Origin of the sequence: Aquimarina besae, from assembly GCF_042434905.1 — a bacterium.
Classification (GTDB): Bacteria; Bacteroidota; Bacteroidia; order Flavobacteriales; family Flavobacteriaceae; genus Aquimarina.
The window spans coordinates 4,774,306-4,796,078 of sequence record NZ_CP170199.1; the positions used below are offsets into that span (position 1 = coordinate 4,774,306).

General features: G+C 35.2%; 15 protein-coding genes and 1 other RNA gene. 7 read left to right on the top strand and 9 right to left on the bottom strand.

Annotation, left to right across the window (positions count from 1 at the left end; genetic code table 11):
- Positions 1-167: 167 nt before the first annotated feature.
- Positions 168-1,022, top strand: coding sequence for a formyltetrahydrofolate deformylase (gene purU / locus ACE94K_RS21135; RefSeq protein WP_378177243.1), 855 nt, complete (start codon positions 168-170; stop codon positions 1,020-1,022).
- Here the strand turns inward: purU and ACE94K_RS21140 are convergent.
- Positions 1,017-1,973, bottom strand: coding sequence for an MBL fold metallo-hydrolase (locus tag ACE94K_RS21140; RefSeq protein ID WP_378177245.1), 957 nt, complete (start codon positions 1,971-1,973; stop codon positions 1,017-1,019). The two genes, purU and ACE94K_RS21140, sit on opposite strands and share 6 nt — an antisense overlap.
- Positions 1,974-2,124: 151 nt before the next feature.
- On the opposite strand from ACE94K_RS21140, the gene ACE94K_RS21145 reads away from it, so the two are divergent.
- From ACE94K_RS21145 to ACE94K_RS21160, 4 genes are all read left to right on the top strand, one after another.
- Positions 2,125-2,844 carry a DUF4197 domain-containing protein gene (locus tag ACE94K_RS21145; protein ID WP_378177248.1) on the top strand — a complete coding sequence of 240 codons (720 nt, stop codon included), beginning with the start codon at positions 2,125-2,127 and terminating at the stop codon, positions 2,842-2,844.
- A gap of 276 nt (positions 2,845-3,120) precedes the next feature.
- A complete protein-coding gene (locus tag ACE94K_RS21150) occupies positions 3,121-6,135 on the top strand; it encodes a SusC/RagA family TonB-linked outer membrane protein (protein WP_378177251.1) in 3,015 nt (1,004 codons plus the stop codon).
- Positions 6,136-6,181: 46 nt separating this feature from the next.
- The gene (locus tag ACE94K_RS21155; protein WP_378177254.1) at positions 6,182-7,543 is read left to right on the top strand and encodes a RagB/SusD family nutrient uptake outer membrane protein; all 1,362 of its coding nucleotides are present in this window, start codon (positions 6,182-6,184) and stop codon (positions 7,541-7,543) included.
- A gap of 153 nt (positions 7,544-7,696) precedes the next feature.
- Positions 7,697-7,891, top strand: coding sequence for a Lacal_2735 family protein (locus ACE94K_RS21160; RefSeq protein WP_378177257.1), 195 nt, complete (start codon positions 7,697-7,699; stop codon positions 7,889-7,891).
- On the opposite strand, the gene ACE94K_RS21165 is transcribed toward ACE94K_RS21160, so the two are convergent.
- From ACE94K_RS21165 to ACE94K_RS21180, 4 genes are all read right to left on the bottom strand, one after another.
- Entirely contained in the window at positions 7,876-8,661 is a 786-nt protein-coding gene (locus tag ACE94K_RS21165) for an alpha/beta fold hydrolase (protein ID WP_378177260.1), read from the bottom strand. The genes ACE94K_RS21160 and ACE94K_RS21165 overlap by 16 nt on opposite strands.
- 81 nt (positions 8,662-8,742) lie before the next feature.
- Positions 8,743-9,525: an ABC transporter substrate-binding protein gene (locus ACE94K_RS21170; RefSeq protein ID WP_378177263.1), complete on the bottom strand. Its 783-nt coding sequence runs from the start codon at positions 9,523-9,525 to the stop codon at positions 8,743-8,745.
- Between the two features lie 346 nt (positions 9,526-9,871).
- Positions 9,872-10,693 (bottom strand): orotidine-5'-phosphate decarboxylase, encoded by an 822-nt coding sequence (pyrF, locus tag ACE94K_RS21175; RefSeq protein WP_378177266.1) that lies wholly within the window; start codon positions 10,691-10,693, stop codon positions 9,872-9,874.
- A gap of 27 nt (positions 10,694-10,720) precedes the next feature.
- A complete protein-coding gene (locus ACE94K_RS21180; protein WP_378177269.1) occupies positions 10,721-11,929 on the bottom strand; it encodes an NAD(P)-dependent oxidoreductase in 1,209 nt (402 codons plus the stop codon).
- Positions 11,930-12,078: 149 nt separating this feature from the next.
- Between ACE94K_RS21180 and ssrA the strand changes: the two genes are divergently transcribed.
- Together ssrA and ACE94K_RS21190 are read left to right on the top strand one after the other, a co-directional pair.
- Positions 12,079-12,478, top strand: a transfer-messenger RNA (tmRNA) gene (ssrA, locus tag ACE94K_RS21185).
- A gap of 882 nt (positions 12,479-13,360) precedes the next feature.
- Positions 13,361-15,874 (top strand): T9SS type A sorting domain-containing protein, encoded by a 2,514-nt coding sequence (locus tag ACE94K_RS21190; protein WP_378177272.1) that lies wholly within the window; start codon positions 13,361-13,363, stop codon positions 15,872-15,874.
- A 186-nt stretch (positions 15,875-16,060) separates the two neighbouring features.
- On the opposite strand, the gene ACE94K_RS21195 is transcribed toward ACE94K_RS21190, so the two are convergent.
- The 4 genes from ACE94K_RS21195 to bglX form a co-directional block, all read right to left on the bottom strand.
- Complete coding sequence (locus tag ACE94K_RS21195; RefSeq protein ID WP_378177275.1) at positions 16,061-16,315, bottom strand: hypothetical protein; 255 nt, start codon at positions 16,313-16,315, stop codon at positions 16,061-16,063.
- 302 nt (positions 16,316-16,617) lie between these two features.
- Positions 16,618-18,639 carry a hypothetical protein gene (locus ACE94K_RS21200; protein WP_378177278.1) on the bottom strand — a complete coding sequence of 674 codons (2,022 nt, stop codon included), beginning with the start codon at positions 18,637-18,639 and terminating at the stop codon, positions 16,618-16,620.
- Between the two features lie 50 nt (positions 18,640-18,689).
- Positions 18,690-19,451 (bottom strand): T9SS type A sorting domain-containing protein, encoded by a 762-nt coding sequence (locus tag ACE94K_RS21205; RefSeq protein ID WP_378177281.1) that lies wholly within the window; start codon positions 19,449-19,451, stop codon positions 18,690-18,692.
- Between the two features lie 48 nt (positions 19,452-19,499).
- Positions 19,500-21,764, bottom strand: coding sequence for a beta-glucosidase BglX (bglX, locus tag ACE94K_RS21210; RefSeq protein WP_378177284.1), 2,265 nt, complete (start codon positions 21,762-21,764; stop codon positions 19,500-19,502).
- Between the last annotated feature and the right edge of the window lie 9 nt (positions 21,765-21,773).

The window sequence follows — 21,773 nt, forward strand, 5'->3', positions numbered from 1 at the left end:
AAAATCAGCCTTTGTTTTTTATAAATAATTTACAAAAACCTCACTTCTATTTTAATTTATTTAAAAACGAATGAAACACTACAGCTTTGTAAGAAATTATTATAACCTTTAGCTACTTAAATAGTAAGTTTATAACCCGAAAATAGAATCGTCAACCCAACCTGTGCATGAAAAAAACAACCCTTCTAATTAATTGTTTGGATAAAAAAGGCATTATCGCCACCGTAACCAATTTCATTTTAGCCAAAAAAGGAAACACCGTTTATATAGAACAACACGTAGATAGAGAATTAGGCGAATTTTTTATGAGATTGGAATGTGAGTTTGATCAGGATGAAGAAAAACTGGCATTGTTTAAAGAATCTTTTAATAATGTAGTGGCCGATAATTACAATATGCATTGGGAAATGTATGACGCCGAAAAGAAGCCCAAAATGGCACTTTTTGTTTCTAAATATGATCATTGTTTGTATGATATTCTAGGAAGACACGCATCTGGTGAACTAAAAGTAAATATTCCGGTGATTATTAGTAATCATCAAGATCTGAAACCTATTGCAGACAATTTTAAAATTCCTTTTAAACACATACCTGTAAATAAAACCAATAAAGCTGAAGCCGAAGCAATGCAAATAGCCCTGCTAAAAGAACATAAGATTGATTTTATTGTGTTGGCAAGATACATGCAAATCCTTTCTGAAAATTTTGTAAACCAGTTTCCTAATAAGATTATCAACATTCATCATTCGTTCTTACCAGCTTTTCCCGGTGCAAAACCATATCATTCTGCCTATGAACGTGGTGTAAAAATAATTGGAGCTACTAGTCATTATGTAACCTCTGACCTTGATGAAGGTCCAATCATAGAACAAGAAATAGTAAGAGTGTCACATATTCATAATGTGCAGGATTTTATTCTGAAAGGTCGTGATCTGGAAAAGATCGTATTATCCAGGGCCATCAAACATCACGTAGAAAGAAAAGTATTAGTGTACAACAACAAAACAGTTATCTTTTCATAATCCAAACACATCATTGGTCTTTGCAAATCTGAACCCTTCTTTTTCTAAGGTGATTCTTTGTTTATTTTTTGAATCAATTAAGGGATTAGAATGATTAAAGTGAATAAATATAATCTTAGATTTCACCTCTTTTGACTCATTTTTGAATAAGGCAACGGTTTCTTGTATAAAGGGATGAGGAACCTCTGCCATAGGTCTTGGAATTTCTCCGTCTTTAAAAAAAGTTGCATCAATAAACGCATAATCCACTTTTTTCACTTCATCTACGATACTTTTTTCCCATAATGACCATTTATTAATATCAGGAATAAATAAAGCTGATTTCGTTTTACCAAGAATTCTATATCCAACGGTTTCAGAAAACTCATCTCGATGTGGTACCAAAAATGGTGTCACTTTTATGTGCTTAGTGATATCAACAGAAATCTCATCCTGCAATGGATTCATCTTTATATTTTGTAAATCGACTAATTGAGACCAAGGTCCATTATTTTCAAGAAAAGATAGCATTTTCGGCATAGCAAACACCTTTATATTTTTAGCCCCCATCGCTTCTCTTCCAAAAAACATAAGACCTGTATAATGGCCTATATGTGCGTGCGTTAAAAAAACTCCGTCAATAATCGGATCTTTCTTCAAATGATCTGCATCAAGTATTGCCAATTGTTTTGACATATCAGGAGTAGCTTCTACCAAAAATTTCTTTTCTTCCTGTCGATCTATGATTCCTAAAGAGACCACCAGCTCTTCGTGATATCTACCTTTTCTAACATTTTCAAACTCGCTGGTATTATTAATATGTGGATACCCACCATCTTGAGCAATTCCCAGAATAGTTATATATTGATCATAATTATAAGAGGTCTGTGACCCTATTTTTATTTGATCTTCTCTATTTTTACAAGAAATGATTAAAATAGATAGTATGAAAAAAAGTAACTTTGAATTCATATGAATCATTATCATCTCAAATCTAATAAGAAATTATGAAATAAGCCATAGCAACTAGGTTGACACCAACCGATATGATGAAATGGCGATTCCATTCCCACACTGAGCTATGTCGAAGTGTGACAATTAACAACAATAAACATAAAAACAGATGAAAAGAATATTTTTAGCATTCGTTATATTTCAATTATCCAGTTGTGCCGAATTACAACAAGTAATAGAAAGCTTACCTCAAGAAGGAGGATCAGTGGGTCTTAGTAATGTAGATATAGGTAATGGTTTAAGACAAGCATTAGATAAAGGGATTGATAAGCAAGTAACAAAGCTCACACAAAAGGATGGTTTTTTTAGAAATGAATTAGTTAAAATTGTATTGCCGGACGAATTACAAAAAGTAGACAAAGCTTTGCGAGATATTGGCCTTGACAATTTAGCAGATGAAGGTTTAAAAGTTCTTAATCGCGCTGCAGAAGATGCTGTTAAAGAAGCGACTCCAATTTTTGTAAATGCCGTAAAGCAAATAACTTTTGATGATGCCAAACAAATTCTACTTGGTGATAATAATGCAGCCACTCAATACTTAAGAGGTACAACAAAAACCGCACTTTACTCCAAGTTTAATCCGGTTATCAAAAGTTCACTTTCTAAAGTTGGGGCAGATCGAGTTTGGTCTAACATCATCAATAAATACAACTCCATTCCTTTTACCAGTAATGTGAATCCTGATCTTACAGACTATGTTACCAGCGAAGCATTGGACGGTGTGTATACAATGATTGCTGTAGAAGAAAAAGAAATCAGAACTAAGTTAAGTTCCAGAACCACTGATTTATTGAGAAAAGTTTTCGCACTTCAGGATAGAAAACTATAGAAAGAAGAAAATATCCGGTACGACTTCATGTTTTTCAACGAATATAATATCGATTTGAACGATTTTATAATTTTTCACAAAAACACAAGCTTTTGGCTATTTCTTAAATAGAACTGCAAGCAATATCTGTTTTTATTAAAAAAAAGGAAATTTCCCTCTTGTGAAAATTGACATATCTTCAGTATAATATCATTTTTTTTAATCACTCATGATGATGTAGGAATGTTTTTATTACGGGATTAACGTAATTTTGCGCCCGATTTAAAAACGCCCTCAATGAAAAACTTAATCAAACTTAGCATAGCTATGGCTATGTTTCTATGCTCTGGACTTATACAGGCTCAGGGAAAAACAATAACAGGAACTGTTGTTGACGCATCCGGTATCCCACTTCCGGGAACAAATATTGTTGTAAAGAACACCAATAATGGGGTTCAAACAGATTTTGATGGAAACTACTCTATCGAGGCAAACTCAGGAGACACTCTTGTATTCTCTTACGTCGGTTTTGAAACACAAGAAGTTATAGTTTCAGGATCCAGCGTTATCAATGTTACTTTAAAGGATAATGTCGAAGGCCTGGATCAGGTTGTACTAATTGGATATGGTAGTTCGTCAAAAAAACAAATTACATCCAGTATATCCAGCATCCGCGCTAATGATATTGTGGATATTAACACGCCAAGTATTCAATCTTTAATGACCAGTAAAGTTACCGGAGTTCAAATCACTCAACTTTCTGGTAGAGTAGAATCCGGTATTAAAGTAAGAATCAGAGGTATCGCCACGGTTGGTGCATCTCAGGAACCATTATACGTTTTAGACGGTGTTCCTTTAATTAATGATGATGAATCCATCAACAACTCTCCTATCAATCCATTAATCGGATTGAATCCAAACGATATCGATTCTATTGATTTTCTTAAAGATGCTTCGGCAGCAGCAATTTATGGAGCCCGAGGAACAAATGGTGTTATTATCATCACCACAAAAAAAGGAAAAGCAGGAAATACAAAGGTTACTTTAAATACCGCTTCTGGATGGAATTTTGCCACCAACAAGAGAGAATTTTTAAATGCTGAGCAATACGTAGAGTTTTATACAGAAGCTGCACAAAACAGTGGTATTTCATTAAGTGAGATTGAAACAAAATTTGATCAATTATCCTTAGGTCGCGACTGGCGTAACAACGAAGTAGATACAGATTGGCAAGACCTGGCATTGGTAGAAGGTATTACTCAAGATATAGACTTATCAGCGTCCGGAGGAAGTGAAAAAATCAAATACTTTGTTTCTACCTCATACAATAAAACAGAAGGTATTATTTTAGGAAATGAATTAGATCGTTACACTTTAAGAGGTAAAGTAGATGCAGATATCACAGAAAAGTCTACAGTAGGAGTAAACATAAATCTGTCTAAAGTAACCATTGATCGCTTGTCTAACGATAATGCTTTTGTTTCTCCACTTCAATCGATAGCGCAATCACCGCTAACTCCAGCTTTACTTGAAGACGGAACGGCCAATGTGGATGGTAATTCTACATTATTCCAAAACTTTCTGGGACAAGAACAAACAGGAAGATTTGTAACTGATATTTGGAGAACAACAGCGAATATTTATGGTGATTTTTATATCAATGATTACCTACAATTAAAATCTGAAATTGGTTATGATGCTAACAATCAAAATGCCGAAAGATTCTCTGGGAGTTTAACCGAGTTTGCATCTGCAGGTGGAGTTGGTACGGTAAGCAATGCCATTACAGAACGATATATCTTGACTAATTATCTTAGTTACAAACGAACTTTTGGTGAAAACGTAGATTTTTCTGCTACACTGGGAGGAAGTTTTGAAGAAACCAATCGTAAAAGTCAGTTTACCATAGGGCAAGGATTTCCATCAGACGATTTACAAACATTAGACAATGCCGTTTTGATAACAAACGGAGGATCTAACAAAACAAAATATAACTTCTTATCGTATTTTGCCAGATCACGTTTTTCTATTGCAGAAAAATACCTTTTCAATCTAAGTATTCGTCGTGATGGTTCATCTAGGTTCGGACAAGACTCTCAATTTGGGTGGTTCCCGGCAGCATCTGCAGCTTGGATAGTAAGTAACGAACGTTTTTTGAGTAACTCTAACTTTTTAAACAAGCTAAAACTTAGAGGAAGTTGGGGTGTTACAGGTAATGCAGAGATTGGAGACTTTGCCAGTAAAGATCTTTATGGTGTTACCACTTATGACGAACGCCTTGGAGTGTCACCTATTCAGTTAGGAGATGATGAATTACGTTGGGAAAGGACTACACAATATGATCTAGGAGTTGACTTTGGATTATTTAATAACGTCATTTCAGGAGAATTTGACTATTACAACAAAACCACGAATGATTTATTATTTAATCAACCACTACCTGGGACTTCAGGCTTCACATCTGTTGTTAGAAATATTGGTGAAATCGTAAACACGGGATTCGAGGTAAATCTTACTGCACGAATTATTTCTAAACCTTCATTAACTTGGAATGTAGGAGCATTATTTACTAAAAACAAAAATGAAGTTACTGATCTACCTAGTGGAGATATTATTGATGGTGTAAACATCATAAGAAAGGGTGAAGCCATCTCTTCATTTTATCTATACGAATATGCTGGTGTTGATCCGGCTAACGGGGATGCCTTATTTTACACGAATACAACAAGCCCTGATGGTTCTCTAGACAAAACAATAACTAACAGCGTATCTAAGGCCAATAAAATAGTGACAGGAGATCCATTTCCTGACTATCAAATTGGATTTACAAATACGTTAAAAGCAAAAGGGTTTGATTTTCAATTTACTTTTCAAGGAGAGTTTGGCGCTTCTATTTTTGATCAGGCCGGTAAGTTTTCTTCCGGAAACGGTAAATTCTTTGATAACCAAACGCTTGACCAATTAGATAGGTGGCAAAACCCGGGAGATATAACAAATGTGCCCCAAGCCAGATTAAATCAAGACAATGGTCAAGCAGATTCTACACGCTATCTGGATGAAGCAGATTTTATAAGACTAAGAAATATAACGCTAGGATATACAATCAATCCTACGTATTCAAAAAAGTTTTATATGGAAAAAGTAAGATTCTATTTTAGCGGTCTTAACTTATTTACAATTACTGATTACGAAGGATACGATCCTGAGTCAACAGCAGATTTTAATGGTAATTCTGGTGTTAGAACCGGTATTTCATTCTATTCGGCTCCACCAGCAAAAACATACACCTTGGGAATAAATATTGAATTCTAAAGATCCAATTTTAAAAATTCAATATTTCAACCGTAAAGTAAAAAACATGAAAACATATATAAAAATAATCTTAACATGCACACTTGCGATCATCTCGGTAAGTTGCGAAAATAAATTAGATATTGATCCTAGTCAATCATTAACTACTGAGGATGCTTTTGACACTCCAGAAAAAGTAACTAATATTCTTATTGGCGCATACGCACAAGCGGGACAAGCAGCAAGTTATGGAGGACAGCTCTATACAATTGCAGAATTATTAGCCAATGATCAGGAATTACAGTGGAATGGAACTTTTTCTGATCCGGGTGAGTTCAACAATAAAGTAATTAATACTAATAACACTTTTGTAGCTAATTTATGGCTCAATGGATATGACATTAGTAACCAAGCAAACATAGTTTTAGACAATCTGGATGTTTTTGAAAATCTTGATAGCAGAAATTCTGTTGAAGGTCAAGCAAAGTTTTTAAGAGCCGTAACCTATTTTGATTTAGTACGATTTTTCTCAAAACATAATAACAATAGAGTTAATGACGGGGAACCAGGTGTTCCTATTATCAGAACTCCAGTTATTACACTTGAAGATGTTACTTACCCATCTAGAAACACTATTGGAGAAGTGTATGAGTTCGTAATCAATGATTTAGAGGATGCAATTGTTCTGCTACCTGAAACCAATGGAGTTTTTGCATCTGCCAATGCAGCTAAAGCATTGTTAGCAAGAATACAATTGCAAATCGGTAACTATGAGGCAGCACGAGATTTATCGAATGAAGTGATACAATCAGGAAGATTTTTGATCACAGAGAACCTTGACGATGCTTACAATAATGATGATAACTCTACAGAAGATGTATTTGCGTGGCAAGTAACAGATTCTGACGGAGCTAACAGTATGAATACATTTTGGGCTACAGACAGATTCGGTGGAAGACCAGGTAATCCTGATATTTCTATCGAGGATGCATTTTTTGGAATATTTGATGATTTTAACGACTTGAGGGCGAGTTATTTTTATGTCGATTCTGAAACCGGATCTGGTATAGCTTCTTATAAATGGATTTTGGGAAATGCAAACATTCCTTTTATTAGGTTACCAGAGATGCATTTGATTCGCGCTGAGTCTAATTTTATTTTAGGTACAACTGTAGGTACAGATCCTATTAATGATGTGAATCTTGTAAGATTTAGATCCAATGCTTTTTTATTATCTGATGTAACCTATGTAGATATCATTCTGGAAAGGTTAAAAGAATTAGCTTTTGAAGGACATAAATTGCATGATTTTAAACGACTAGAAGTCCCTATCGGAGCATTATCTTTCGATGATAGTCGATTGGTACTACCTATTCCACAAAGAGAAAGAAATGTTAACCCTAATCTTGAACAAAACGAAGGGTATTAATAAATCAAAATATTTGATTAGCTATAAAAAAAGGGTAGTGTGATTTATTTTACATTACCCTTTTTAATATTCTATTAAACAACCTTAACTACCTCTTAAGAATCTATTTCAGTTTCAACTAATACATTTGTAAAAAGAAAAAGGAGAAAGAAAATGTTTTATTGGGCTAAAGAAAAAACCAATCTTGAAAAGCTGAAAAAGAAATACTGCAGATTAATGAAAACCGCATACAACTTAGCTATAAAGGATAAAGAGAAAAGTGACCGTTTGCATGAGGAAGCAAGTAAAATATTGCAAGAAATTAAAAAAATTGAACAACAATCCGATCCTGTTTATATCGAGAATTGATGTAAAAATGCCAACGACTCTTCATTAAAAACCTCAGGCTGTTCAACGTTCACTACGTGACCAGAGTTTTTTACTACAAAAAGATTAGAAAATTCGTGGATTGAGACTACCTTTCTGATAGAAGGAAGAAACAAATAATCTTCTTCGCCCATAACATAAAGTGTGGGTATTTTGATGTCCTTATCTCTAAAAAATCGTAATAAAGGATTAATCTCTGAGGTTAATCTAAACCAACGTACAAATTCTTTCTGATATAATTTTTTCGCTTCATTTGCAAAAAGCAATCTGGATTGTTTGTGATTTTTTTTGGGCATAATAATGAAAGCAAAAAACTTATATAAAAACATATAAGGAATTACAGATTTAAAGACAATACCCAACTTCATCAATACCTGAGACCTAAAATTTAATTTCATAATAGCGCCCCCCATAATCATACTATCCACTCTATCCGGGTGTTTTTCTGCAAGGTTCCTGATTAATATTGTACCCAGAGAAATTCCAATAAAGTGCGATGATTTTATTTGTTCTTTATCTATTACTTCTACGATATCATCTGTAATCGAATCAAAGGTATATTTAGAATTAAAGGCATCTTTAATAGCAGGTTTAGAATTACCGTGACCTCTCAAATCCAATAATAATACATTATAATGCTTTCTAAATTCTCTTACTTGTTTAAACCAAATAGAAGAACTACCACCTGCTCCATGTACGAAGGTTACCCAATTAGTATTCTCTGGATGACTGTATATTGTGTAGTTTAACATATGCTTTTCCTCTGTAAAGATAATCACTATTTATTCACCATAAACATGATTAACAGTATTTAATGTATTGTTGAACACTTCTTAGTGCAGCGTTTTGAAATAAGCAAATGCTTTGGACAGTCTTGATCCATACCACGAAAAATACTCACCATCAACCAGCATTACTTCAACGTCAGGTCTAAGTTTCTTAATTTCACGTATATGATTTTCAGAGAAAGGGAATGGTTCTGATGATAATAAAATGAGGTCAAGATCTTTCATTTTTTTTAATTCATTTTCAGAAATTTCAGGATATCTATTTGTATGCCCGTATATGTTTGTAAAGTTATTCATCGTTAACATATGATCGATAAAAGTTCCATTACCTGCTAGCATCCATGGATTACGCCAAATAAAATAGGCTACTTTTTTTCTGGGCTTATCCTTTATAAACCCTAAAAAACTGTGTAATTCTGATCGGATTTCGAATATTAATTCACGCGCCTGATTCACTTTTGCAAAAATTTCTCCATATTGACCGATTAATTCTAAAGATTCTTCTATAGTACTTATATCAGAAACATGGACAGGATAAGTCTTTTGTAATTCTTCAACAATTTCTTTAGTATTTTCTTCCTTGTTACAAAGAATAATGTCTGGTCGTAATTCTTTGATTTTATCCAGATGCACATTTTTAGTCCCTCCTACTATTTGTTTCTGTTTTCTGATAGTATCAGGATGTACACAAAATTTAGTAACTCCTACAATATGATCAAATAAACCTAATTCAACAAGAAGCTCTGTCTGTGATGGAACTAAAGATACAATCCTCTTAGGAACTTGATCTAAAACAATACGTCTTCCTAATTGGTCAGTATACTTCATTTTCTGATGGTTCTTTTAAAAGAGATCTTATAATCATAAATAAATCATAAACCCTTTATAATTAACACTTTAATATTAGGAATTCCTACAAAAAAACTTTATATTGTAAGTAATATTAATTTAAAATCTTGGGGCTATGGATTCAGTATTACTTAACATTGTTATTTATGGTTTAATGGCGTTTTTAGTGTTTTTTATCACTTACGGACTTGTTGGATATGCAAAACAAGTTTTTAAAGCCAATAGACGTTAACAATTATTTTTCAATCTATCATCAAGAATTATTTTCTTGAAATGGTAGATTTTAAAAGAAAAAGGAAATTGAATAGATATTCAATTTCCTTTTTTATTTTTTGGCCTCTAGAATTTTTTGCATTTCTACCTGAAGCTCTTTAGCCTTATTTCCTGCAACAATATCAAAATCCATTTCGTTTGAGGCATATATAATTCCTCTTGATGAATTGATTAGCAGTCCTATTTGATCATTAATTCCATATTTACAAACGTCTTGTAAATTTCCACCTTGAGCACCTACACCTGGAACCAGTAAAAAACTATCAGGAATAATCTTTCTAATATCCGCAAGATATTCTGCCTTGGTAGCACCAACAACATACATTAGGTTTTCAGAATTTTGCCAACTCTTTGATGTGTTTAGTACCTGCTTATATAGCTCAGTTCCTTCTACAAACTTAGTCTGAAAATCGAATGCACCTTGATTAGAGGTCAATGCAAGCATTATGGTATGCTTTCCCTGAAACGCTAAAAACGGCTCCACAGAATCTTTCCCCATATACGGTGCAACTGTTATCGAATCAAACTTCAGATCTTCAAAAAATGCTTTGGCATACATGGCGCTTGTGTTACCGATATCACCTCTTTTGGCATCTGCAATGGTAAAAACTTCGGGGTGGTTGGTATTTAAATACTGAATCGTCTTTTCTAAAGATTTCCAACCTTTTAAACCATATGCTTCGTAAAAGGCTGTATTAGGTTTATACGCAACGGCCAAATGATGCGTAGCATCTATTATTTTTTTATTGAACTCAAAAATAGGATCTTCCTCTTGCAACAAGTGCTTAGGAATTTTGGTTAGATCTACATCCAAACCTACACACAAAAAAGATTTCTTTTTCCATATTTGATCAACAAGTTCCTGAGTCGTCATGTATATTATGATTTGTATTGTATAAAACTATTCTTTTCCATCTACGTAGTTCTGTAAATATGCATATCTAGAAGTTAATTTACCATCTTGCGTCATTCTAGCGCGTTGGAGTACACCGTCTGCATCATTGTTGAAAAAAGCAGGGATCACGTGTTCCAGAAACATGTCTCCAAAGCCTTCACTAGCATCTTTAGGCAATTCACAAGGTAAATTATCCACTGCCATCACTACTATCGCCTCGGAATCTTTATAATCTACCTCTTCTTCTCTATCGGGATGATATCCATAAATTGGATCTGCAATGGTAGAAGCCCGTAATGTTGTAGCAACAGGACCGTCTATATCACAAGAAACATCTGCCACTACTTTAATATTAAAATCATCAGATTTTACATCCTGTCTTGTATAAATATAGGGTGCGCCATCTCCAAAAAAGTGTCCTGCAATGTACATATCACTCACTTTAGCAAATCTCATAAAATCGCTAACGTACTCCTCTGGGTTCTTATAGAAATCATTTTTATCTAATGCTTTTCCATCTTTACGTTTATTATAATCCAGCACATCAATTTGTGTATACACGGCTTCATCAAACGTACCGTTTAAGTATTCATCTACTGAGACCTCTCGAATTTTCATTGCATCCAAGATTTCCTTAGCTCCTCCTCCTACTTTCCCATTTCCGGTAAGAACAATTTTTATATTTGGTAAACTTATCTTGGATAGTGCTAATACTAAAGCATCTTGATCAGGTAAGGTTTCTGCTTTAGGAAGCTGAAAACCGTTATTTTTTAGTCCAAAAGCTCTAAAACCATTATATGCACCCACAATTCCGGCATATCGTCCAAAACCAATAAGTCTAAAGCCTTTTTCGTTTACAATTACCTCGTGATCATATAATTCGATATTTTTATCAAGAATTGCTTTTAACAATTTTCGGTTATACGGTTGTTTTTTGATGGTATGTGAAAAGAAAAAGTACTTTTTGTTTGGAATTAATGCATCGATCGGGACTTCTTTTACGCCCAATAGCACGTCACAATCAGAAAGATCTTCTGAAACCTCAAAGCCAGCAGCTCTATAGTCTTCATCGCTAAAAATTCGTATATCAGAGCTTTCTACTTTAAAAGAAGCCTGGGGAAACCGCGACACGGTGTCACGCAAACCTTTTGGAGAAAAGACCACCCGACGATCTGGCGGGTTTTTACGCTCTCTGATAATTCCGAATGTAGTCATATAGTTTGGTATATAATTTGTTTATGTAAAAGCGCGGCTAAGATATGACAAATATGATTATCTTTGCCAACCATTTTGAGTGAGGAGATCATATTTTTAATGATGTTTTAATAATCTAAATTTATAATTCTTCATTCGTAATTAGTTTTGGGGTCGACTGGTTTTGACAGCGAGATTAATAGGGTGGTAAGCACGTCGAGCGCTGGAATATAGCTCGTTAATATCATGTTTCATCTTTTTTAAACGGCGAGAATAACTACGCCCTAGCTGCATAATCCGAATTATAGTAGGATAATGCCTCGGCTCACTAGGTGGGCAAGCAGGAAGCCTCTCGATAGCCTTGGTTTGCGGCGATCGGTTTTGAGGCTTCGTAAAAGTAAACCTAGCCAAGATAGTACTTTGATGTTTTGGCGAAATTTAAGTAAAGTTAAGCTGTGCGTTGGTAGTTTTTGACCGGCAAGCAGACGAAAACCTAAACAAAAACTAAGCGTGTAGAAAGCTATTGTATTACTTGTTTGGACGAGGGTTCGAATCCCTCCGACTCCACTTCAATCCTGCCTTATGGCAGGATTTTGTGTTTTCGGGGTATTCGGCATACGCGCCAGCTGGCTCTTACGCTGTAAATGTCCACAGGACATTTCCTAATCGCTTCAGCCCTCTCCGACTCCACTTCAATCCCGCCTTATGGCAGGATTTTGTGTTTTCGGGGGATTCGGCATACGCGCCAGCTGGCTCTTTCGCTGTAAATGTCCACAGGACATTTCCTAATCGCTTCAGCCCTCTCCGACTCCACTTCAATCCCGCCAAATGGCGGGATTTTGTATTTTCCGGGAAATCGGCAAAGAAATAAAGTTGATATTTTGGCAAATACTATCAACTGAGCATTTTTTGCACCACAATTTTTATGTCTTTCTTGATGATTATAAATTATGTACTAGAATCCTAATTACTATCTACAAAGCTACCTTTGATTTTATAAAACATATATAACCTAGAAAAAATACGAACCAAAATATACATTCACATTAACCAATAAAGAAAAACTGTCTGAAAACCCCAAATAAGTTAAAAACTTAGATCCAGTTTTCGGAATATCATTTTTATCAATTTTCATAGACAAGAATTGATTATAAATTTCGCAAAAAACAATAATCCCTCACAATAACACAAAATTATAACATATTCATTACGAAATACTCAAATTTTGTATATAAATATCACTAATAACGCATACATCAATACTACAGCAATACGTTAAAATTTAGCGTAATTATTTAGTTTAATTTTATATAATAAATTGATATCCAGTTTGTTACAAATTAAAAGATTTTCAAGTTTGTTACATCATTCAAAACACAAGGTGTAGTAAGTAACTTAGCCTTAACAATTTAAAAATTCTTTGAGAACAAAACTTATTTAACACACAAAAAAATGAAAACTTACATCTTATTTTTTGCGATGTTCTTCTTTAATCTAGGAGTTTATTCGCAAACTTTGGAAAATTTTGAAAATGGTAACCAAACCTGGAACAATTTTAATGGTACTTTTGCCAACATAGTAAACCCCAACCCATCCGGAGAAAATACTAGTGCCCGATCTGGTCGATTTATAAAAGAAAATGCTCCTTTTGCATTTCTAACTACTAGTATACCAGGAGGTTTCCTTGATCTCAACACCTTTAACGAATTACAGATAAAGATCTTGCAACAAATTAACGGAGGCAATGATGCTTTTACTCGTATTGTAGCCAAACTCGAAAATTCTGCTACCGGACAAGCATTAGAACGTAGAGGTTTTATAAGCAATTCCGGAGTCTGGACGACCTATGCTTTTGATTTTAGCAATGCTCCTACCGGAGCTGGTTACGACACATTGGTGTTGTTTTTTGGTTTTAATGAAGCCGCTAACACCAATAGTTTCTTTTTTGATGACATCACATTTAACAGAGCGCGAGGGTATTCTGTTGACAACAATCGATCTTTGGGACAATTGGGTAGAAATTCTTATGAAGTTTTTCGCTCTTTACGCTTAAGCAATGGTACCTATCGAGATTCAAAACTGCTTAACAGTAACGATGATTATCATCCGGGCTCTACTGCTTCTGTAGGTATGGGACTGGTATCGCTTTGCATCGCACACAAAAATAATTATGACACTGATGCGATTGGTAAGCTCATCAAAACACTGGAAACTATGACAGGAAGAACTGCTGGTTTTACTTTGGATAGAGATGCAAGTGGTTTTGCCAGACATTTCTTCGATCTATCTACCGGAGCGCGTGCGTGGGATTCTGAATATAGTACTATCGATACTGCCATATTAGTATCTGGTGCATTATTCGCAAAAAATTACTTCCTTGATCCTTCTATAGCCAACAGACCTTCTGCACAACAACGAGATTATATCGCCCAAATGGCAGATGAAATGGTAAATGGAGTAAATTGGGATAGATCTATTGCTAGTGCAGGTGCTGGAACAATTTATAGGGAAACGAACGCTTCCGGGTTCGGAATAGCCGGCTCAGAAACCAATGCGTTTAATGAGTACATGATTGTAGCAAATATTGCCAATCAGTTTGGTGGTCAAGTTTCTAAAGACTTATGGAATAATTTTTATACCAATACAAATAATCTACCTACAGCAACAGCAGTGTACACAAACCCAAACAATGCCACATTTCAACACACCACCTTAACTGATAGTCCGGGTCGATTTCTTCCCAGTTTTATAGTACAGTTCAATTATTTCCTTATTAACGGATTTTCCACCAACACACCATTTATAAATGCTATGCGGGATGCTAAAAATGCTGATAAAAACTGGTGGCGATTTGTATCCGAAGATTTTTATGCTAATCCGATTCCCAGACTAAGTTATGAATGGGGTACAGGTGCCGGAGATGCTAATGATATTAATGGCTATCGCGCCAATAGTATCTATAATGATGATGAAGAAAACTGGACCAAAATTGTATCTCCACATATTATTTCAGGATATTTACCAATAGATGAAGGTAATGAGATAGGAAATGATCTTGTCAATCTATTTAGATCAGGAAGAGGTATATATCGACTTCCTAATAGTTCTGGAACGAGAATTTTATGGCGTTATAGTAAAGAGGACGTAAATTGGAGAGCAAATGCAGTTCAAGGAGTGGATTTTGCTACTATGCTCTTTGGGTTACAATACCGCTTGGATCCATCTTTCTTTACTAAATACAACGATTATGATACTGTTATTGGGGGTGGTAATCAAAATAATATTACCACAACAATCAGAGCCAGAACTATTAATCGTTATGTAAGCAGCGAGAATGGTGTAAATCCTATGATTGCCAACAGAACGGTGGTGGGAACCTGGGAGACTTTTGAATTTGTTCCCAGAGGTGGAAATACCTATGCCATAAGGGGGAATAACGGAAGATATGTAAGTATTCAAAATACCGAGAACCAGCTAACTTGTAATCGAACCAGCATTGGAAGTACAGAAGAATTTACATTGGTTTCGCTGGGAGGTGACTTATATGGAATCCAGGGAAGTAACGGTCGTTACGTAAGCCACGAAAGAGGTAATCGATCCATGAGATGCAATCGAACGGCTTTGAGAAGTTGGGAAGAATTTATTATTCCGGGTCTTGGAAGCAATAAAACCTCTGGAGTAACGCTGCTAAATTCTTTAAAAGTATTTCCTAATCCTGTATCAAGCGCTAACTTAGCCGATTTAAAGATGGAAATATCTTTAGAATCACCCTCTGAGTCATTTATTAAAATTTATGATCTCACAGGTAAAATCATTTTCAAAGAAGATTTGGGGATGATGGATTCTGGTAGGAACACAGTGTCTTTAAAAAATCTAGAAACCTCTCGTTTAAACAACGGATTGTATATTATAAGCTTTCAGACTCAAGATTACCAAAAAAACGAGAAGCTTATTGTTACTAAGTGATTATAGCTCATTGAACATTTAAGTTTTTAACACTGAAATAGTTATTTAACTACAAAGATATTTGGCCTAAATTATATATTTACAAGTATAATTTAGGCCATTTTGCATCAACTGCCAATACCTGAAATGCCTAATATTTTGCAAGAAAAACATTTGTGAGCTACAACGTCAAAATTAAATTTTACTTCATATTTCTTTATACATATTTTCAGTTACAAACAAAAACTCTTCAATTTCGGGACATAAGAAATTAATTTTCTCATTAGCATAGTTGATCCCTGATTCTTGATCTATTTTGTACCTTTCGACCTTTAAGAATAGTTTACAAGTTTTTAATTGCTGAATTAATCTTATTTCTCTTGAAGTTAGGTTTTTATCCAGATTTAAAATATCGTCGCATAATAGTTGGATTTCCGCCCTAGCGTGGTCAAATCTATCCATCCAATTTTTATCTTCAGCACATACTCTTTATAAAGATATATTCTCACTAGGTTTTACAGTTGCTTCATTTTCCAAGAAATGATCCTTAAGATTTCTATCTTATCGATTTATTCAATCTACCTTTCTGTTGTTTTGAGTTACCGTATAAAATACATCTCAAAAAAGTCTACTTTTCCCCATTTATCCATTGATTTTCAATAACAGTTTATAAAAACATCAAAGTTTTGAACGCCATAAAAAAACGCAGTAACTTCATAAGTACTGCGTTTTCTAACAAAAAACAATCTAAAATATTGAAAAGTTTAAGGTGCTACAAATCGAATATCATCCAAATAATACAGATCTGTTGTGGTTCCATCTGCTTGAGCAAAATTGAAGAAAAGTACCAGTGTAGTATTTCCATTTCCTGCTCCAGGAGATAAGTCAAAGGTATAAGTGGCCCACTCTCCTACCGTATCGATGGTTATCGGTGGTGTTTCGTAAGGCTGGGTGCCACCTTCGATTTTCGCTACGAGTGGCACAGCTCTCTCAGTCAATATTTTTAATTGTAACTGATTCTCTACACTCAAATCTATCGCTGTCCCAAAATCGGTAATCAGAGCATCAAAAGCTTCAGTACCATTGGCAATATACTCACCTACATTTGGGCTTCGGTTTTCACAACTGATATTAGGGTTGGCAACCACGGGCACCGATTGTTCTGTTAAACCTATTTGCATATTTTGCTGACAATCAAAATCGTTAATAATGCTTAGGTCTGTCATGACGGTACTGCAATCTAATTGCTCTACCGGACATTCCTGCGAGGTAAAACGAAGGTCGTCAATATAATAAGTATCTGTAATTGTCCCATCTGCTTGACCTGCATTAAAAAATATAGTCAATTGTGTATTTCCATTACCAATTGCTCCTCCAAAATCAAAGGTATAATTTTTCCATTCGTTAATCACGTCGACCGTTGTGGAAAGCTCTACCGGAGTACCTCCTTCTAATTTTGCAGTGAGTGGCATTTGTCTTTCGGAATACACTTTGATATTAAATACAGAATTGACTGAAAGATCGATGGGGTCTTCAAAATTGATGATGAGTGCATCAAAACGATCCGTACCATCATCGGTATACTGTCCAACAGAAACACTAGAATTTTGTGGATCTATTTCCGGATTATCCACCACAGGTGCAGCGTCTACCATCGGGTCCAGACCGAGCATCACGTTTTGCTGACATTCAAAATCGCTAATAATGGAAAGATCTGGTACTACACCCTCACAAGGATCAGGAATATTTATAAATTTTAAATCATCAATATAATATACATCTTCTGTAGTTCCGTTTGTAGCACCTGCGTTAAAAAACAGCACTAAGGTTGTATTACCAGCATTAAGAGCATCCGAAAAATCAAAAGTATGCTGTTGCCATTCTCTAACATTCTGTACCTGAACGGATCTTTCTATAGCTGTCCCTCCTTCTAACTTAGCAATAATATTTCCTTGCATAGGTGCCCAAACCTGAATACTGAATTGTGGAGTTAATGATAAATCTATAGGCTGCCCAAATTCAATAATCAAGGCATCAAAAGGTTCCTGGCCGTTATCAATATAAGAGCCCACAAATGTACTTGTATTACTACCTGATGGATCAGGATTTGGAATTTTTTCCACCACCGGGTCATCCGGAGTGCCAAATTCGTAATTTTCTTGACAGTCAAAATCATTGATCACTGAGGGATCTTCAGTGACGCCTTCACAGGGGTCTGGAGCAAAGACAGAAACATCAAAAACCAGATTATCTAAATAAAATAAATCAGTTCCATCACTGGTGATTCCTTCATTAAAGAAAATACGTACCATTGAATAATCGCCAGAATCCTCATTACTAAAATTAAATTCATAAACTGCCCACGTATTTTCGCCATTTAGTACAGTAATCGCTTCAATAGGATCAGAGCTCCCTCCAGAAAGTATTACTTTAACTTCTGCTGCTACCGAGGATTTAATAATCATTTTAAACACTCCATTGGTGGACAGATCGATTCCGGAAAAATTAAACGTTAACGCATCATCAGCCGCTATACCGTCAAGATATTTTCCTACAAATCTACTAGTATTGATACCAGTTTCCAGAGGATTACGGACAACCTCAACATTTTCGATGATTACATTCGACTGGCATTCAAAATCCGTTACTATATTTGGATCCGCTACCACATTAATATCATCACAGGGAACATAATTTATGGTCGGAAAAGTCGGTATTTCTCTCTCGCAAGACAAATTCCAAAATGCGATAATAATTAGAAAAAAAATAAAGTTTGATGCTTTCATGATATTTAATTTTTAACAGAACTTTTCTTGGAGAAAGTTACTCTTCCATCTTATCGTATTAAGACTTTTAGTTTCTCTTCAATCCCTTCCATTTGAACTTTTGCAAAATAAATTCCCGGTGTCAAATCAGAGACATCTAACCTAGTTTCTTTTTGACGAGATACTGATTTTACAGCAGCCAATGCTCCGGTTAGCGTAAATAAAGAAATCTTATCAACTCCATCATCAGACTGGATTACCAGTTCATCAGGCGAAGGACTATAAGCTATTAGTCTCGAGTTTTTAACAAATTCAGGTGTATCCAATATGTTCTGGCTTACCCATCCCAAATCATCAAAATAGTATAAATCATTTGGAGTTCCGGTAGTAACTGTAGGATTAAAGAATAAAACAAGCGTAGTGTGTCCATCACCAGCAGATGCACTAAAATCAAATGTAAATTCCTCCCAGGTGTTCACCTGTGAAAAATCGGAATAAATTTCTACGGGATTCATTCCCCCTTCAATTTTTGCTAATACCTGAATAGAAGTGGGAGTATAGATTTTGAACTGAAGAACATTGTTCGTTGATAAATCTATTGGAGCACCATAATTTATGACCAATGCATCGAATCCTTGCGTTCCATCGTCTGTATACTGACCAATTGTAGGACTGGTATTGATCCCACCACTAAAATTATTAGTAATAGCAACAACAGTTCCTGGCAATGCCTGAGACGGAGGGTCACACTCAAAATCTGTAATTAACGGAGCCACACATTGCGCAACTGCGTAATGAGCTATAAACACGATAAAAAATACTATTTTTTTCATAATTTCTGATTTTTAGATATTTTCTGTTTCAGTTTGGTCTTAAGAGATTTATTTCAATTGTAAACTAAATGAATTAGTAAATTTATGATCAGAATTACCGGCGACAAATACATCATAATCTCCTTCTTCATTTACATATTTCAGATCACTGTTATAAAATTTGAGATCATCCGCAGTGATTGAAAAGGTAACGGTCTTGGTCTCTCCTTTTTTAATAAATACTTTCTGAAAACCTTTTAATTCTTTAACAGGACGCGTGATACTTCCAAAACGGTCCTTTATATATAATTGTATAATCTCTTCTCCATCATAATTACCGGTATTTGTAACCGTTGTTGTAATTTTGAGACTATCGCTTGCATTCAATGTTCTAGCACTTAGTTCTGGTGTCGTGTACGCAAAAGTTGTATAACTAAGTCCGTATCCAAAAGGAAATAAAGGCGAATTTTCTACATCAATATACTTAGAAACGTAGCGTTCATTTGCTCCAGGAATATCTGCGGGACGTCCAGTATTTTTGATATCATAGTGAATCGGTATCTGTCCTATATTTCTGGGAAAGGTCACGGTCAATTTTCCTGAAGGGTTATAATCTCCGAATAAAACATCGGCTACACCCAGTCCTCCACTTGTTCCGGGAAACCACGCTTCTATAATCCCTTCTACTTGTTCGTTTTCCCAGGATAAATCCAGAGGTCTTCCATTATACAATACCAAAATGATGGGTTTTCCTGTTTTTTTGATGGCTTTAATTAGCGCTCGTTGCTGTCCAGGGAGCTGAATCGAGGTACGACTAGCAGCTTCGCCACTCATTCGTTCTGATTCACCCATAACCATCACTACTACATCAGAGGATTTTGCAATGGTTATTGCTTCAGAAAAATCCACTTCATTTCCGTCAATTTCACAACCTTTAGTATATGTAAAACTAATCCCCTTTTCTTCAAAGGCTTCTTTAACACTAACCGCTGTTCCTTCTCGATCTCCTTTGGCTGACCAGTTTCCAATAATGTGGAATTCATCAGCTGCTAAAGGACCAATCAAAGCAATTTTACTTTCTTTTTCTACGGGTAAAACCTGCTCTTTATTCTTCAATAATACCATAGATTTTCGGGCAGCTTCTCTTGCTAATTGTAAATGATCCGGATGAAGGATTATTTCTTTTTCTTTTTGTTCATCACAATACTTATATGGGTCATCAAAAAGGCCCAGTTCAAACTTCATTCTCAGAATATTTCGTACTGCTCTATCCAATTTTTGGATATCCACGTGTTTCTGATTAATTGAATTTTCTAAATGATTTTTATACACTCCACCTTGCAAGTCCATATCTACTCCTGCGTTCAAAGCCATTTCTCCTGCCTTTTCCAAATTCTCTGCATATCCATGGTGTACCATTTCATTGATAGAAGTATAATCTGTAACTACGAAGCCGTCAAAATTCCATTGATCTCTAAGGATATCTTGTAACAAATAAGAATTACCAGTGGCAGGTACTCCATTAAGTTCGTTAAATGATGTCATAAAAGTTGCTACTCCCGCATCTACAGATGATTTAAAAGGCGGCAAATAGACATTATATAAAGTGTTTAGAGAGATATCCACCGTATGATAATCTCTACCTGCCTGTGCTGCGCCGTATGCGGCAAAGTGTTTTGCACAGGCCATAATTGTGTGCCTTTCTCCTAGATTATCACCTTGAAAACCTTCTATCCTGGCTTTGGCAATCAAAGATCCGAGATAGGTATCTTCTCCTGCGCCTTCTGCTATTCTTCCCCATCGGGGATCCCTTGCTATATCTACCATTGGTGCAAAAGTCCAATGAAGTCCTTCTGCAGAAGCCTCTAATGCAGCCGTTCTGGCCGTTTTCTTCATAAGATCCAAATCCCAGCTAGAAGATTCTGCCAGAGGAATTGGAAAAATTGTTTTGTGTCCGTGAATAACATCGTATCCAAAAATAAGAGGGATGCCTAGTCTTGTTTCTTCAACAGCTATTTTTTGGAGTTTTCTAGTAAAAGCAGATCCCATAGCATTAAAAATTGCACCAATCTGTCCATTTTTTAAATAGGTTTGATAATTCTTATCTAAGACAGGACCCGTAACATCCTCTGTGCTGGAATATAATACGGTTTGTCCTATTTTTTCTTGCAGCGTCATTAAATTCATTATTGAATCCACTTTTTTATCGATCAAGAGATTCTGATCGTTTTGTAAGGATTTCTCCTGATTTTTCTGACAACTCAGTAAAGTAAAGGCTACTATGATTCCGAATGAGATCCTTGTCAAAACTATTTTTTTTGAATTTCTATTCATCTTTTTAAA

What these genes read in the sequence shown, in the direction of transcription:
- ACE94K_RS21200 (WP_378177278.1), bottom strand. Translation starts at nt 18,639, where the DNA reads ATGAAAGCATCAAACTTTATTTTTTTTCTAATTATTATCGCATTTTGG.
- ACE94K_RS21165 (WP_378177260.1), bottom strand. Translation starts at nt 8,661, where the DNA reads ATGTTAAACTACACAATATACAGTCATCCAGAGAATACTAATTGGGTA.
- bglX (WP_378177284.1), bottom strand. Translation starts at nt 21,764, where the DNA reads ATGAATAGAAATTCAAAAAAAATAGTTTTGACAAGGATCTCATTCGGA.
- ACE94K_RS21170 (WP_378177263.1), bottom strand. Translation starts at nt 9,525, where the DNA reads ATGAAGTATACTGACCAATTAGGAAGACGTATTGTTTTAGATCAAGTT.
- ACE94K_RS21205 (WP_378177281.1), bottom strand. Translation starts at nt 19,451, where the DNA reads ATGAAAAAAATAGTATTTTTTATCGTGTTTATAGCTCATTACGCAGTT.
- ACE94K_RS21190 (WP_378177272.1), top strand. Translation starts at nt 13,361, where the DNA reads ATGAAAACTTACATCTTATTTTTTGCGATGTTCTTCTTTAATCTAGGA.
- pyrF (WP_378177266.1), bottom strand. Translation starts at nt 10,693, where the DNA reads ATGACGACTCAGGAACTTGTTGATCAAATATGGAAAAAGAAATCTTTT.
- ACE94K_RS21150 (WP_378177251.1), top strand. Translation starts at nt 3,121, where the DNA reads ATGAAAAACTTAATCAAACTTAGCATAGCTATGGCTATGTTTCTATGC.
- ACE94K_RS21160 (WP_378177257.1), top strand. Translation starts at nt 7,697, where the DNA reads ATGTTTTATTGGGCTAAAGAAAAAACCAATCTTGAAAAGCTGAAAAAG.
- ACE94K_RS21180 (WP_378177269.1), bottom strand. Translation starts at nt 11,929, where the DNA reads ATGACTACATTCGGAATTATCAGAGAGCGTAAAAACCCGCCAGATCGT.
- ACE94K_RS21195 (WP_378177275.1), bottom strand. Translation starts at nt 16,315, where the DNA reads ATGGATAGATTTGACCACGCTAGGGCGGAAATCCAACTATTATGCGAC.
- purU (WP_378177243.1), top strand. Translation starts at nt 168, where the DNA reads ATGAAAAAAACAACCCTTCTAATTAATTGTTTGGATAAAAAAGGCATT.
- ACE94K_RS21155 (WP_378177254.1), top strand. Translation starts at nt 6,182, where the DNA reads ATGAAAACATATATAAAAATAATCTTAACATGCACACTTGCGATCATC.
- ACE94K_RS21140 (WP_378177245.1), bottom strand. Translation starts at nt 1,973, where the DNA reads ATGAATTCAAAGTTACTTTTTTTCATACTATCTATTTTAATCATTTCT.
- ACE94K_RS21145 (WP_378177248.1), top strand. Translation starts at nt 2,125, where the DNA reads ATGAAAAGAATATTTTTAGCATTCGTTATATTTCAATTATCCAGTTGT.